Genomic DNA, 14,196 nt, shown 5'->3' on the forward strand with positions numbered 1-14,196 from the left:
CCCCGGGACCCCACTCGGCACCCCCCCGCGACTCAGTCCACCTCGGCCACCGCCTGCGCGAACTGCGCCTTGTACAGCCGCGCATACGCCCCACCGGCCGCCAGCAGCTCACTGTGCGCGCCCTGTTCGACGATGGCCCCGTTCTCCATGACCAGGATCGCGTCCGCGTCCCGGATCGTCGACAGCCGGTGCGCGATGACGAACGACGTCCGCCCGTGGGCGAGTTTCGCCATGGCCTTCTGGATGAGCACCTCGGTCCGCGTGTCGACCGAGCTGGTCGCCTCGTCGAGCACCAGGATCACCGGGTCGGACAGGAACGCCCGGGCGATGGTGATCAGCTGCTTCTCACCGGCACTGACCCCGGCCCCCTCGTCGTCGATCACGGTGTCGTACCCGTCCGGCAGCGTCCGTACGAACCGGTCCGCGTGCGCCGCCCGGGCCGCCTCCTCGATCTCCCCGCGGGTGACCTCCCGGGACGCGCCGTACGCGATGTTCTCCGCGATCGTGCCGCCGAACAGCCAGGTGTCCTGGAGCACCATGCCGATCCCGGCCCGCAGCTCGTCCCGCGACATCCGCGCGATGTCGCCCCCGTCGAGGGTGATGCGCCCGCCGGTGACGTCGTAGAACCGCATCAGCAGGTTCACCAGTGTCGTCTTGCCGGCGCCCGTCGGGCCGACGATGGCCACCGTCTGCCCGGGCTCGACCTTCAGCGACAGGTCCTCGATGAGCGGCTTGTCGGGATCGTAGCGGAACGACACGTGCTCCAGCGCCACCCGCCCGCGCAGTTCCTCCGGCCGCACGCCCGGCACCGGGTCGGCGCTCTGCTCCTCCGCGTCGAGCAGCTCGAAGACCCGCTCCGCCGAGGCGACACCCGACTGCACCAGGTTCGCCATGGAGGCGACCTGCGTCAGCGGCATGGAGAACTGCCGCGAGTACTGGATGAAGGCCTGCACATCACCGATCGACAGCGAGCCCGAGGCCACCCGCAGCCCGCCCACCACCGCGACCAGGACGTAGTTGAGGTTCGACACGAACATCATCAGCGGCTGCATGACCCCGCTGTTGAACTGCGCCTTGAACCCCGCCTCGTACAGCGCGTCGTTCTCCTCGGCGAACTGCTCGGCCGACTCCTCCTGCCGCCCGAACACCTTCACCAGCGCGTGCCCGGTGTACATCTCCTCGATGTGCGCGTTCAGCCGGCCCGTCGTACGCCACTGCTGCACGAAGTGCGGTTGCGACCGCTTGCCCACGCGCGTCGCCACGACGAACGACAGCGGCACCGTCACCAGCGCGACCAGCGCCAGGATCCACGAGACGTAGAACATCATGGCGAGCACGCCGATGATGGTCAGCACCGAGTTGATGAGCTGCCCCATCGACTGCTGGAGCGTCTGCCCGATGTTGTCGATGTCGTTCGTCGCCCGGGACAGCACCTCACCGCGCTGGCGCTTGTCGAAGTACGACAGCGGCAGCCGTGACAGCTTCGTCTGGACGTCCTCCCGCATCCGGAACATGGTCCGGTTCACGGCCCGGTTCACCAGCCGCGTCGCCACCGCCATCAGCAGCCCGGCCACCGTGAACACACCCAGCGCGAACAGCAGCACATGCCCGACGGCCGTGAAGTCGATGCCCTCGCCGGGGGTGAAGTCGGTGCTGCGCAGCATGTCGGCGACGTCACCGTCCCCGCGCTGCCGCATGGAGTCGAGGACCTGCTCCTTGGTCGCCCCGTCCGGCATGTCCCGCCCGACGATGCCCGCGAAGACCAGGTCGGTGGCCTTGCCGAGGATCTTCGGCCCGACGACGCTCAGGCCGACGCTGAGCACCACGCACAGCAGCAGCACGTAGATGGTCGCGCGCTCCGGCCGGAACCGCGCGACGAGCCGTTTGCCGGATCCCTTGAAGTCCAGCGAGCGCTGGTCGGGACCGCCCCCGGCCATCATCCGCCCCATGGGCCCCGCCATCAGGCAGCCTCCGCTTCCGTGAGCTGGGAGAGCACGATCTCCCGGTAGGTCTCGTTGTCCGCCATCAGTTCGTGGTGCCGGCCGGTGCCGACGACCCGGCCCTCGTCGAGGACGACGATCCGGTCGGCGTCCCGGATGGTCGACACGCGCTGGGCGACGATCACCACGGTCGCCTCGGCGGTCTCCCGCGTGAGCGCGGCCCGCAGGGCGGTGTCCGTGGCGTAGTCGAGTGCGGAGAAGGAGTCGTCGAAGAGGTAGATCTCGGGCCGCTGCACCAGCGTCCGGGCGATCGCGAGCCGCTGCCGCTGCCCGCCGGAGACGTTCGTCCCGCCCTGCGCGATCGGTGCGTCGAGCCCGCCCTCCAGCCCTTCGACGAAGTCCTTGGCCTGCGCCACCTCCAGCGCGTGCCACAGCTCCTCGTCGGTGGCGTCCGGATTGCCGTAGCGCAGGTTGGTCGCCACGGTCCCCGCGAACAGGTACGGCTTCTGCGGCACCATCCCGACGGTTCTGGCGAGCAGCTTCGGCTCGATCTCCGCGACCTCGACACCGTCGACGAGCACCTGCCCGTCGGTCGCGTCGAACAGCCGCGGCACCAGCCCGAGCAGTGTGGACTTGCCGCTGCCGGTCGAGCCGATGACGGCGGTCGTCTCACCCGGCCTGGCCACCAGGTCCACGGCCCGCAGCACCGGCTCCTCGGCTCCCGGATAGCGGAAGCCCGCCCCTCGGATCTCCAGATGCCCGTGCCTGCGCAGCTCCCGCACCGGCGCCGACGGCGGTACGACGCTGGAGGAGGTGTCCAGGACCTCCTGGATGCGCTCGGCACACACCTCGGCGCGCGGCACCATCATGAACATGAAGGTGGCCATCATCACGGACATGACGATCTGCATCAGATAGGCGAGGAACGCGGTCAGGTCACCGATCTGCATCCCGCCGCTGTCGATCCGGTGCGCACCGAACCACACCACGGCGATCGACGACAGGTTCACCACCGTCATGACGATCGGGAACATCAGCGCGAGCAGATTGCCGGTGCCCAGCGCGAAGTCGGTGAGATCGGTGTTGGCCTTGCGGAAGCGCTGCTGCTCGTACTCGTCGCGGACGAAGGCGCGGATCACACGGTTGCCGGTGATCTGCTCGCGCAGCACCCGGTTCACCGAGTCCAGCTTCTCCTGCATCGCCCGGAACAGCGGCCGCAGCCGCCGCACGATCAGCGTCACGCAGATGCCCAGCACCGGAACGACCGCCACCAGCACCCCGGACAGCGGCACATCCAGACCGAGCGCCAGCACGATGCCGCCCACGCACATGATCGGCGCCGACACCAGCAGCGTGAACGTCATCAGCGCCAGCATCTGCACCTGCTGGACGTCGTTCGTCGTCCGGGTGATCAGCGACGGCGCCCCGAAGTGGCCCACCTCACGCGCGGAGAACGACTGCACCCGGTCGAACACGGCCGCCCGCAGGTCCCGCCCGAGCGCCGCCGCCGTACGGGCGCCGTAGTACACGGCACCGATGTTGCACACGACCTGGACCAGCGAGATGCCGATCATCAGGCCGCCGTAGCCCAGGATGTAGCCGGTGTCGCCGTTCACGACACCCTGGTCGATGATGTCGGCGTTCAGCGTGGGCAGGTAGAGCGTGGCGCAGGTCTGCAGGAACTGCAGCAGCACCAGCAGGGCGATGGGTCTCTTGTAGGGCCTGAGACAGGTCCGCAGGAGTCGTATGAGCACGAAGCTTCTCTCGGAGTGGGCGACGGAGCGGTTGGTTGCCCCTGGCCCCTATCGTCGAACACTCCACCGGTGTTACCTCAACCGAATTAACCCAAGAGACGGTCGAGAGGTCAGAGGGCTCCGGGATGCGTCTGCTCCCGCACCGCCACGAACTGCTGCCGCACCGCCTGCCCCACGGCCAGTTCGTCGCCGGGCTCCAGCACCTGCGCCACCGCGCCCTGCCAGACCGGCGGGTTCCGCACGTCGAGCGTGCCCTGCGAAGCACCCAGCGCCCAGGCCGCCTGACGGGCGGCGCCGATCGCCGCGTAGTCCGCCGGCTGCGGCACCACGACCTGCGTCCCGAACAGCATGGGCGCCGCCGCCTGCACGGCGGGCAGTTCGGCGGCCGGCCCGAGCAGGAAGACCCGCCGCACCTCCACACCCCGGCCGCGCAGCACGTCCAGCGCGTCCGCGAGCCCGCACAGCATCCCCTCGAACGCCGCCCGCGCCAGATGCTCCGCCTTCATCGACTCGCGCCTGAGCCCGGCCAGGGTCCCCGCGGTGTGCGGCAGGTTCGGCGTCCGCTCACCCTCCAGATAGGGCAGCAGCACCAGCCCGTGCGACCCGGGCGTCGACTTCATCGCCAGGTCGGACAGGCTCTCCAGATCGGGCAGCCCCAGCAGCTCGGCCGCCCCGCGCAGTGTCCGTACGGCGTTCAGCGTGGTGACGACGGGCAAGTGCATGCCGGTCGCGTCCGCGAGCGCGGTGATCATCCCCGACCCGTCGACCAGGGCCTCGGGGTGCACGGCCATCACGGACCCGGACGCCCCCAGCGACACCACCGCGTCGCCGAGGCCGATGCCGAGGCCGAACGCCGCCGCCATCGTCTCGCCGGTGCCCACGGAGATCAGCAGCCCCTCCGGTGTCGTACCGGCCGCGTCCGCCGGACCGATCACCTCCGGCAGCATCACCTGGTGCCCGAGCGCCAGCTCCACGAGGTCGGGCCGGTAGCCGCCGGTCGCCGCCGACCAGTAGCCGGTACCCGACGCCCCGCCCCGGTCGGTGGTTCTCCTGACCGGCCGGCCCAGCAGCTGCCACACCAGCCAGTCGTGTGCCTGGAGGAGGACCGCGGTGCGCTGCGCGTTCTCCGGCTCCGTCCGGGCCATCCAGCGCAGCTTCGTGATGGGCTGCGCGGCCTGCGGCACACAGCCCACGGCCTGCGCCCACGCCTCACGCCCGCCGAGCGCGTCGACCAGGTCGGCCGCGGCGACCTGCGTCCGCTTGTCACCACCGACCATCGCCGGCCGCACGGTGTTGCCCTGCGCGTCCAGCGGCACGACGGCGTTCTGCTGGGCCGAGACACCGATCGCCTGCACACCCTCCAGCAGCCCACCGCCCGCGGCCTCGCCCAGGGAGAGCAGCCAGGCCTGCGGATCGACGTCCGAGGGCCGGCCGCCGCCCGCGGGGCTCTCCACCGGATGCGGTGCATAGCCCTGCCTGAGCACGGCTCCGGTGTCCATGTCACAGACGACGATCCGAGTGAAATCGGGCGAACTGTCCAACCCGGCTACTATCCCCATGGCCAAAATTCTGCCGTACGCTCCGCTTGGGTTGAGCCGTGGGCGCCGTGGATCTTGGCGCCGCGCGCGGGTGGGGCTACGTCGTGGCTGGTCGCGCCCACGTGGCGGAGCCGCATATCGATACAGTCCCGCGCCCCCTGAGGGACGTAGCCGTACCCGGCGCGAGCACGAACGGTTACGTGTTGGTCGTGCCCCAGTCGTCCTCGCCGCCGTTGTGGGTGGCTCGGTCGCGGAGGTGACGGACCCGGTCCGCCACCGACTCGGGGACTCGGTCGCCGACCTTGTCGCTCACCACGTGGTACGCCTTGCCCGCGAACTCACGGCCCTGGTGGGCCGCCGTCTCGGCGGTGTTGCGGACCGCGGGGTTCTGAGCGAACTGCCGGGCTGATTTCTTCAGCTGCTCGTAGCGCTCGCGCCCGGCCCTCGTGCCCAGCACGTAACCCAGGACGACTCCGGCGACGAACGTGAGCCGGTAACGCATGGCGGCCACCCTTTCCTTCGTAGGTCTCCGGTGCGGCGTCGGCGCCGGGGAGTACCGATTGGCGGAGCACCCCCCTGCTTGCGCTAATGTATGTGTCGCAGCGAACGCGCGCCCCCTGGCGGATACCCAGGTAGGTGCGTTCGATGCGAAACGAGACCTTCCTCGGTAGCTCAATTGGCAGAGCAGCCGGCTGTTAACCGGCAGGTTACTGGTTCGAGTCCAGTCCGGGGAGCTCGGTCCTCCGTAGCTCAATTGGCAGAGCAGCCGGCTGTTAACCGGCAGGTTACTGGTTCGAGTCCAGTCGGGGGAGCAGGTTGAACGAGGGCCCCTCTCAGGGGTCCTTTTTCATGTCCGATCCGCTGTCCCGGGAACCGCGCGGCACCCGGCGCAGTCCTCAAGGTCACGTAGGCCGTGCGAAGCCGCCCAGCCGAAGCAGGAGATCGTATGAGCGGCTATGCTGCGGCAGACGGCGCGCACACGTGTACGCGACACGCCGCTATGGGGCGGTAGCTCAGCCGGTTAGAGCAGCGGACTCATAATCCGTCGGCCGTGGGTTCGAGTCCCACCCGCCCCACCTGTGCAGGTCCGTGACCTGCGGAAACGTCTTTCTCGGCAGGGAGATCATGAACTGGGCCCTACGGAGAGAATCCGCTACCCAGGGGCACTGTCGGAAGCCGCCGAGAGTGATCTGACCAATCCAGGTACGGCCTCTGGCCTGCAGCGATACGAGAGATCGGGTGCGCTGGAAATCACCTCGCGGTCTCCGTGCCCCAAGATCCAGTGGACGCATAGTGGACGCATAATGGACGCGAGGGCCTGGAGCCGTGTGCACAGCGGCGTGGCTGGGTCGAGCAGTAACGGAGCTGCCACGCCGCCCGGCGAGCCCCAGCGGTGCGGCCTACAGGTCGTCGGGTAGGAGCCGGAAGGCGGGATGGCCGGTCAGGGGACGGACCATGCGGAAGTGATGGTCGCTGGTGAGCAGGGCGTCGGTGCGGTAGGCGGCGGCCAGGGCGACGTTCATGGCGTCGGTCAGTCCGACACCTTTGCCGCCGTCGGCGTCGGCGTACCCCTCTGCGACCGCGATCGCCGCGCTCAGGTGTGCGCTGACAGGCGGCACCTCGAAACGGCGCGTCGCCACGTTGCGTTCGATGAACCGGGCCGCCGCCAGAGCTTTGCGGGCTCCGGCACGTGTCGCGATCAGGTAGTCCAACTCGGCCAGAACCAGGGGAGAGATGACCAGGTGGCTGGTCGCTGCCAGTGCCTCCCTGTGTTCCTGGTGTCCGGTGAGGTTCGGGTCGAGCAGGCGGTACAGGCCGTTGGTGTCGGCGATGGCGACCAGGGTCACGCGCCCATCCCCTGGAGCGTGTCCTCGATCTCGTCGTCGGTGAGGTCGGGCAGGCCGAGGTCGGGCAGGTCGAGGTCGGCCATGGGGTCGGTCGGGTACGGGGGGACGTCAGCGTCACTTATCGGTACGACCCGAGCCACCGGGGTGCCGTTCTTGGTGACCGTGACGGTCTCGCCGCGGGCCGCGGCGGCAAGGATCTGTGAGGACTTCTGGTTGAACTCGCGGGCTGTGGTCTCCATGTAGTACATGTTACTACTCTTGCGGGTCGGCGACGGTCGGTGCTGCTCATTTGGTGTCCCAGCGGAGCAGCTGAAACGCGAGTCCAGCGGTCGCAGCGGCGAATGCGGCCGGGCCCCCGAGGGCGCGATGCGTGCGGCGATGCCGCGGTGTGGGGTAAGCGTATCCAGCGGTGCGGTGTCGAGGTGGTGCAGCGGCAGCAGTCGGGCGGTCCACTGCAGCCGTGACGGGGTCTGGTCCAGGTGGAAGAAGCTCACGCAGCGGGGGCAGCGCCGTGGACAACGACTTCACTGCTGTGGCGGCGTTCTTGGAGAGGGCACAGCAGCGGGACGCACGTGCCTGACGACGGCGACCGCTGCGGGAGAGCTCCGTCCGTCGAGGTGGTGTCATACGAATGCGCCGAGCACGGAGCACTCGATCGGCGGTGCGGTGGAGGCGGCCACCAACAACGCGACGTCAGCCTCCCGGTGACGGCACTCCGGGACCGGTGCGGCTGCCTCGCGCCCTGGGGCGCCGCCTGGGCGTCATGCCCGGGCATCACACCGTGGATCCGCGACAGGGTGAACACATCCGTTCCGCTTCGCGCGGGGTCGCTGGCGGGACGCAGAGATCAGGGCGGCGCTGAGGGGAAGGTGTCACCTGGGCGACTTGGGCAGGCGGTTCCGGGCGCGCCAAGTGAATGGATTGCTTGAGCGCCTGACGTAGGTCTCTTCGCGGCGGCTGGGGTGTCCTCCAGCGTCCGGAACTCAGCTGAGTGCTCGGTAGCCTCCAAGGTCAGGATGACAAGTTGAGGGAGAGGACCTGCAGCCCCCGGTCGAGGCCTACGACCAGGAACCCCTCGTACCAGGCCACCGCCAGGCTGACGTGGCGGACCGGTATCTCCATGACTTGTGTTCCGGTGGCTGGATCCCACAGACGCACTGTCCGGTCGCTGCTCGCTGTGACCAGCAGCGTGCGACCAGCGTGTTCGACGGAGCAGAGGGCGTTGATCGCGCTGGTATGACGCAGGCCGGGTTCCTCGGAGTTGTGGACGCACTGCCCAGTGGCGGCGTCCCAGAGCCACGTCTCACCGTCAACTGTTGCGGCGGCGATGATCGATCGCTTGCCGATGCGGAAGGAACACATGGTGAGAACAGCCGTCGAAGCGCGCCAACGGTGTCCGGTGCGGTCGCCCGTTAGGGGGTCCCACAGGTAGACCCGGCCGTCAGGCCCACCGCTGGCAGAAGCCAGCAGTTGGTCGCCGTCGACATCGACGGCGCACACTGCGTACACGCCATAGGGATGCCTCAGGATGTGGATGGTCTCTGCCGTTTCGGGATCCCATACGCGCACGGTGCAGTCGGCGCTGGCGCTGGCGAGGAGTGTGCGTCCGCTTACCGTCAGAGAGCAGATGGAGTGAACAGCAGCCGTGTGTCCTCGGTACTCCCCGAACACCTCCGCTGATCTCAGGTCCCAAAGGACGACGAAGTGGTCGTCGTCAGCAGCGGCCACAAGGGCGCGGTCGCTGAGGATCAGCGGGCACAAGGCGCGAACGCAGTCGCTCGGGCCGTCAAGAACCTGTTGGTTTTGGCCTGTGACGACGTCTCGCACCTGGACTCCATCGTCGCCGCCAGTGACAAGGACTGTGCGTTCATCGACAGACGCTACGCACACCGCGTGGACGGCATGGGCTTCCTTGACCTGCACCCTTGCCGGGTCCCAAAGGCGCACCGTGTGGTCGAGGCCACCGCTCGCGAGGAACGTGCGTCCATGAACGGGCAGCGTGCACAGCGCCCCGATGTCGTCGCTGTGTCCACGCAGGGTGAGGACGTCGTCGTCAGAAGCGGCATTCCAAAGTTGTATGGCGTCGCCTGTGGTAAATGCGAGCAGTGACTGGCCTTCCACCTCCAGCGGGCACAGCCTGAGCACCGGTTCTGCACGGCGACTGAGGGTCCGCACCACTTTCCCCATCACGGGGTCCCATAGCCGTATGGTTGCATCCGCACTGCCGGTGGCCAGCAGCACGTGACCACCGACCTCGATCGCGCACATGGCGTTGATCGCCTCCTTGTGCCCGGTCAGCGAGTGCAACGGCGTCTCAGTGGAGAGCGGATCCCAGATGAGCACGGTTGCGTCGACGCCTGCTGAGGCGAGCAGATCACCGTGAGGCGACGGGACGCTACACACGGCGTTGACCCAGTCGGTGTGCCCTGTGATCAGCCGCACGCGTTCTCCAGTGTTGGGATCCCAGAGACGTACCGTCGTGTCTGCGCCGGCGGTGGCCAAGTATTTACTCTCCCCTGCCTGAAGTTGGCAGAGGTCGTACACCGTGGCGTCATGGCCTTTCAGGGTGCGGAGCTGCCCGGCACGGGTGTCTGTCGCCGGATCCCATAGGTGTACTGCGTCTCCAGAGCCGATGGCCAGGTGCGGATGGTTGTCGATCGTGCACTTCCAGAGTGCCCTGATCCCTCCGAATCGGGGCCGCAGGACTCGCGTCAAACGAGCCAGGACCGGGTCCCACAGACGCAGAGTGCCGTCCTCTGCTGCGCTGGCGAGCGCGGAGCGTCCTCTGACGACGAGGCCGCACACTGCGCGGACCTCTTCCATATGCCCTTCGAGGACAGCTTCCTCGGCCTGCGGAGCGACCTGCGCCCACGCGGCCCGGTAGGAGCTGCTGGCCGCGTACTCCTGATAGGTGCGGCCGAGCCCCTCCTGGGCTTCGGTGACGCTGAACAGCGCCGCACGCTGTGCAGGCTCGGCGTCGATGGCCAGGGGTGTCTGACGCAATATCAGGGCATGCCCCCGCGCCTCGGGTGTCCGCGTTTGCCCCACCACGGGGATCAGCCGGCGCAGGTCGGCGTGGAGGGGGTACGACGCGTCGGCGAGCAGGTCGTCGACGACCTTGCCACGCGACGCGTGCCGGGGCAGCGAACGCAGAAGGTATGCAGGTGCGTTGTCCCAGCCGCCCGCCCGCCCGTGGGCGATGAAGGCGCGAGTGAGAGCGCGTTCGTCGCCCTCCGTGGCTCCGCTCTTGACGCGGGGCTGCCTGAGTGCATCGTCGAGTGCCTGGTGGAAGAGACGGAAGACCCCGGTGTTCTGGTCGTTGACACCAGTTTCGATCAGGAAGTTGGCGGCCGCCGAACGAGCGAACGTGCGCAGTCCGTCCTCCGTCGGACGCGTGCCATGCAGCGCCGAGATGGCGACGCCCCAGAGGGGGAGCGGTAATCCCGGGGATTCGGCGTAGGCGAGCGCAGTGAGCACCGTTTCCGCAGCAATGCCATCAACCGAGGGCAGCCGTGCCAGGTATTCGTGCAGCGCCGCGGCGACCGTGGGGGTGAACGAGATGTCCGCCGGGGCCACGGCGATCGTGTCGCGCAATCCGCGGCCACGTGACGTGAGCCCTGCCACCAGGAAGTTGCCATCAGCCAACCGGGCGATACGGGCGGCAACGGGGCGGGCCACGCGGTCGTCGGCGTACGGGTTGCCTTCTCTCTCGTCGCCGAGCAGTTGCAGTGTGGCCTGCGCGTACGCCGCGAGATCGGCTTCCTCGAAGAACGTAGGGTCGTCCAGGTCGATAACGCGTGCGGCTTCGCCGAAGGCGGCGAGCAGGTCTCCTTCGTCGTCCCGGCGCCGGCTGCCCACCAGGATGCGCACCCGCAGGTCCGCGCATGTTTCGGCGAGGGGAACGGCGATCTGGCGGGCGATGAGCCGGGCCTGCTTGGCGCTGGTGGCCTCGTCGAGGGCGTCAATGACGACGGTGAAGGGCGACCGCGAGGCATCGGTGAGCGCCGCCCGCAGGCCGGGGGCGAGATCGCTCACAGCCTGCGGAATAGCCGCGGAAGCGGCGCGGGCAATCTCGCGGGCGACTTCGAGTGCGGTCTTGCCCTTGGCGTGAACGGCGCAGGACACCGAGCCCAGGGGAGCGCGTACAGCGTCGTCCGTCTGGGGCAGAGTTGCCGCGATGGCGGTGTCGGCAGACGTCACGACCCGCCCGAGCACGGCCGACTTTCCTACCCCGGGGGATCCGGTGACCACCAGGACATGCCTGGGCATCTCATCGGCGGTGATCCAGTCGACGATCTCGGTCAGGGCCGCGGTGCGACCGCGGAACCGGAAACCCCGCTCCGAATCCGTGCTGACACCGCGCGCGCGCGGCTTCCAGTGTCGTCCTGCCTCGGGGTCGTCTTCCAGGGTCCAGCCCCAGGCAGCGAGCGCGCTTTCACCTGCATCTTGAGCCGACCACTCCGTCAGGGCGGACAACTTCTGGTCGGGAAGGCACTTGTCTGCCTGAAAGAACGTCAGTGCACGCGCGTCGCCCGAGCTGTTCGCCTGGCCCACCATGCCGACCACAGCCTGATAGGTGGGGGACCACAGGGCGGCGCCGCTGTAGCCGGGGCGCACTGGGTACCGCGAGGCGGTGTCCAGCCGGATCCAGCCATAGGCTAGTTTCTCTCCCACCTCCCCGTCGGAGGAGTTGCCGAAGACGTCGCTGTCAGGGAAGCCGAAAGACCACCAGGGCTCGCCCACGAGGTCTCCGGCGGTGGGACGGCGTAAGGGTGCCGCCCATTCATCGGGAATGTTGTCCGCGAGCACCAGGATCGCGACGTCCTGTGTGCGCCGCCTGCCTTCAGGGCTCGGAGCGATCACCTCGCTGACCAGCAACCGCCGGTCCATGAGCTGGTCAGACTTGGGAAAGGCCACCCAGAGCGCGGCACCCTTGTCCCACGAGGGACAGGCGACGTGGGCACAGGTCATTACGCGCCGGCTATCGATGAGGAACCCGGATCCCAAGGGACGGTCGTCATACTCGTCGGCGTGCACTGCCGCGACCCAAGGGTCGTTGCCCGGGCGCGGACCGGTGCCCATGGACGCGTTCACGGGCTGTCGGGGGCCGCGTTCGATGTCTCGCCGGGTCGCCAGACGAGGGTGATCTCGAAGTTTGCCTCGGTGGCGGCTTTGGCCACCAACCACTGCGCCGTTCCGGTGGCTTTCACGCCGAACTTGACCTCCACCTCGGCAGGGCGTACCTCCCGCACTCGGTCCAGGACAGCACGCGCGGCCTCCACGGCTGGTCGCACGGCTTCGCGGACCCTACCTACCACCTCCTCCGCCCCCACCGGTCTGAAGGTGTCCGTCTCCTCGATCTCGAATCGCACGACGGTCTCGTCGTCAAGTGCGTACGAGACCTGCTGCGTTGTCACGTGAACTCCCCCTGTTTAAGACTTGATTGACAAGCATTGTGCCCTTCGGGCCTACCGCTGGGCGAATCGTGGGAGGCGGTCAGCCCGCCGTCGAGCTTGGTCTTTGGGCAGGCGCACTCCAACTGCCCAGCGGCACGTTCTTGTATGGCGGCTTTCGGCACCAGTCGGCGGCCACGCGTTGCTTCGTGGTGCTTTGCTCCGGAAAGGCAATCCGCTGCGTGAGAGTTCGAGACCTCGACGTCCCCACGCGGTTGCGTCCTGGGAACCCGTACAGCACTTCCCAGGACGCAACCACTCCACCCGATGGAGTCAGAAACCGACGACACCGCCCTGCCCACCGAACTCACCGCATAGCCTCAAAGACGAGATCACCGAGTGGCCGTCGATACACCACTCCAGCGGACGTGACCCCCCACGCTCAACCTGCATCGATCCAGCAGACGCCCCCAAGCGCCTCCTTCGGAAAGGCTCTCGGGGGCGGCCAGTGGACACGCAGTGGACGGAAGGACCCGGAAGGATCAGGAAGGCCGGCGCAGAACCAGAACGGCGAAGCGCCTCTGACCTGCGGTTATAGGAAGATCGAGGCAAGAGCGGGGACGATTCGGAAGATCCGAAAAGGACTCATAATCCGTCGGCCGTGGGTTCGAGTCCCACCCGCCCCACCGAAAGCAAGTCAACGAAACGTTCTGGTCTACAGAAACGTCTCTTCTGGCTGCTGGAATCGAAACCATGGTCCACTGCGGCCCGGGGACGCTCAGGGGGACACCGGGTTTCGGAACCGTGTTGCGGCACAAGGCACTCCGCCGGCACCTCGACTTCGCCCACGACTGAGCCGCTTCGTCACGGCGTCGGCACGTCGGACCGCCGACGTCGCCATCACCGGCACGCCATGCCGCAGCCGCTCACCCGCCCGGCCCGGCAGGAGCCGTCGAACGGCGGGCGGTTGACGGTCCGTTCGCGGGGCCCGGGTCCGGGGTCGCGCCGTGGTGGCGTTGACGGTGGGTGTAGGCGGTGATCGCCTGCCAGAGGTCGCGGCGGTCCGTGTCGGGCCAGAGGCCGGGGGTGAAGTGCAGCTCGGCGTAGGCCGTGTGCCAGGGCAGGAAGTTGGAGACGCGCTGTTCGCCGCCCGTGCGCCAGAGCAGGTCCACGTCCGGCAGGTCCGCCAGGGGCAGGTGCCGTGCGAAGTCGTCCTCGGCGATCAGGCCGGGCTCCAGACGGCCGGCCCGGGCCCGGCCGGCCAGGGCGGCGGCCGTGCGGGTGAGCTCGTCCCGGCCGCCGTAGTCGATGCACATCGTCACGGTCAGGCCGGTGCGGGCGCGGGTGGTGCGCTCGCGCAGATGGAGGACGTCGACCAGGTCGGGGGGCAGGCGGCCGGCGCGGCCGTGCCAGCGCAGCCGGACGTCCAGGTCGCGGAAGGGGTTCTCGGTCAGTTCGCGGCGCAGCAGATCGAGGATCGCGTCGACCTCCTCCGGGTCGCGGTGCCAGTTCTCGGTGGAGAAGGTGTAGAGCGTCAGGTGGCGCAGGCCGATGTCCAGAGCGCCGTGGACCACTTCGCGGACGGCGTCGGCGCCGGCGCGATGGCCCTCGTGCCGGGGCAGGCCGCGCTGCTGGGCCCAGCGGCCGTTGCCGTCCATGATCACAGCGACGTGGGAGGGCAGATCGCCCGGCGGGATCCCGGGGGGCCGCTCGCCGCTGGGGTG

The 14,196-nt window shown here is 68.6% G+C and carries 9 protein-coding genes and 3 tRNA genes; 3 read left to right on the forward strand and 9 right to left on the reverse strand.

Going from position 1 to position 14,196, the window contains the following annotated elements; genetic code table 11:
• Positions 1 to 32: 32 nt before the first annotated feature.
• From C1J00_RS24380 to C1J00_RS24395, 4 genes are all read right to left on the reverse strand, one after another.
• Positions 33 to 1,961: an ABC transporter ATP-binding protein gene (locus C1J00_RS24380; protein ID WP_102911196.1), complete on the reverse strand. Its 1,929-nt coding sequence runs from the start codon at positions 1,959 to 1,961 to the stop codon at positions 33 to 35.
• Positions 1,961 to 3,694 carry an ABC transporter ATP-binding protein gene (locus tag C1J00_RS24385; RefSeq protein WP_102911197.1) on the reverse strand — a complete coding sequence of 578 codons (1,734 nt, stop codon included), beginning with the start codon at positions 3,692 to 3,694 and terminating at the stop codon, positions 1,961 to 1,963. Before C1J00_RS24385 ends, C1J00_RS24380 begins: the two co-directional genes overlap by 1 nt.
• 110 nt (positions 3,695 to 3,804) lie before the next feature.
• Complete coding sequence (locus C1J00_RS24390) at positions 3,805 to 5,253, reverse strand: xylulokinase (protein ID WP_102911198.1); 1,449 nt, start codon at positions 5,251 to 5,253, stop codon at positions 3,805 to 3,807.
• Between the two features lie 175 nt (positions 5,254 to 5,428).
• Positions 5,429 to 5,734 carry a YtxH domain-containing protein gene (locus C1J00_RS24395; protein WP_033306263.1) on the reverse strand — a complete coding sequence of 102 codons (306 nt, stop codon included), beginning with the start codon at positions 5,732 to 5,734 and terminating at the stop codon, positions 5,429 to 5,431.
• Between the two features lie 159 nt (positions 5,735 to 5,893).
• Here C1J00_RS24395 and C1J00_RS24400 point away from each other — a divergent pair.
• The 3 genes from C1J00_RS24400 (at position 5,894) to C1J00_RS24410 (ending at position 6,308) form a co-directional block, all read left to right on the forward strand.
• A tRNA-Asn gene (locus tag C1J00_RS24400) sits at positions 5,894 to 5,966 on the forward strand.
• Positions 5,967 to 5,971: 5 nt separating this feature from the next.
• A tRNA-Asn gene (locus C1J00_RS24405) sits at positions 5,972 to 6,044 on the forward strand.
• A 190-nt stretch (positions 6,045 to 6,234) separates the two neighbouring features.
• Positions 6,235 to 6,308, forward strand: a tRNA-Ile gene (locus C1J00_RS24410).
• A 324-nt stretch (positions 6,309 to 6,632) separates the two neighbouring features.
• Here C1J00_RS24410 and C1J00_RS24415 read toward each other — a convergent pair.
• The 5 genes from C1J00_RS24415 to uppS form a co-directional block, all read right to left on the reverse strand.
• Positions 6,633 to 7,079, reverse strand: coding sequence for a PIN domain-containing protein (locus C1J00_RS24415; RefSeq protein ID WP_102911200.1), 447 nt, complete (start codon positions 7,077 to 7,079; stop codon positions 6,633 to 6,635).
• Positions 7,076 to 7,573 (reverse strand): type II toxin-antitoxin system Phd/YefM family antitoxin, encoded by a 498-nt coding sequence (locus C1J00_RS46990; RefSeq protein WP_245936484.1) that lies wholly within the window; start codon positions 7,571 to 7,573, stop codon positions 7,076 to 7,078. The genes C1J00_RS24415 and C1J00_RS46990 overlap by 4 nt, the downstream gene beginning before the upstream one ends.
• Before the next feature lie 517 nt (positions 7,574 to 8,090).
• Entirely contained in the window at positions 8,091 to 12,116 is a 4,026-nt protein-coding gene (locus tag C1J00_RS24425; RefSeq protein WP_245936485.1) for an AAA family ATPase, read from the reverse strand.
• Positions 12,117 to 12,169: 53 nt separating this feature from the next.
• Positions 12,170 to 12,496, reverse strand: a complete 327-nt coding sequence (locus C1J00_RS24430) for a CU044_2847 family protein (RefSeq protein ID WP_102911202.1) — start codon at positions 12,494 to 12,496, stop codon at positions 12,170 to 12,172.
• A gap of 902 nt (positions 12,497 to 13,398) precedes the next feature.
• The coding region (gene uppS, locus C1J00_RS24440) for a polyprenyl diphosphate synthase (protein WP_102911204.1) at positions 13,399 to 14,196 on the reverse strand (798 nt) is incomplete at its 5' end.

Origin of the sequence: Streptomyces cahuitamycinicus, from assembly GCF_002891435.1 — a bacterium.
GTDB lineage: Bacteria > Actinomycetota > Actinomycetes > Streptomycetales > Streptomycetaceae > Streptomyces > Streptomyces cahuitamycinicus.